Origin of the sequence: Arenibacter lacus (assembly GCF_008711145.1) — a bacterium.
Classification (GTDB): Bacteria; Bacteroidota; Bacteroidia; order Flavobacteriales; family Flavobacteriaceae; genus Arenibacter; species Arenibacter amylolyticus.
This window is the reverse complement of record NZ_VVIN01000232.1, coordinates 1-576: the sequence shown is the minus strand read 5'-3', so window position 1 is coordinate 576 and position 576 is coordinate 1. Positions and strand designations below refer to the sequence as shown.

Genomic DNA, 576 nt, shown 5'->3' with positions numbered 1-576 from the left:
CAGAGCAATGCTCGTCAGGGTCTCTAAATTATTGATGTCGATGATCGTTGGATTACCAGACTCATCCGTATAGGTAAAGGTTCCGTTGGCAGTTTCAGCAATAGTAGTCAAGGTCTCCAGGTTCTTTACCGCAGCGGTCAGGTCCACTTTATTGATGTTCCCCGCTTCATCAATATAATCGATGTTTGTATTATCCGCATTCAGCGCCAAGGTGGTCAAAGTTTCCAAATTGGATATATCGATAACCGTTGGGTTACCGGACTCATCCGTATAGGTAAAGGTTCCGTTGGCCGTTTCGGCAATAGTAGTTAAGGTCTCCAGGTTCTTAACCGCAGCCGTCAAGTTTACTTGAGTGGTATTCCCTGCTTCGTCCACATAATCGATGTTTGTATTATCCGCATTCAGCGCCAAGGTGGTCAAAGTTTCCAAATTGGAGATATCGATAACCGTTGGGTTACCAGCCTCATCCGTATAGGTAAAGGTTCCGTTGGCCGTTTCGGCAATAGTAGTCAAGGTCTCCAGATTCTTAACCGCAGCGGTCAAGTTTACTTGAGTGGTATTCCCTGCTTCATCAAT

1 pseudogene is annotated in these 576 nt (G+C 45.5%); it reads right to left on the bottom strand.

What is annotated here, in order from left to right:
* A pseudogene (locus F1E73_RS17750) lies at nucleotides 1-576 on the bottom strand (hypothetical protein); the annotation flags it as partial.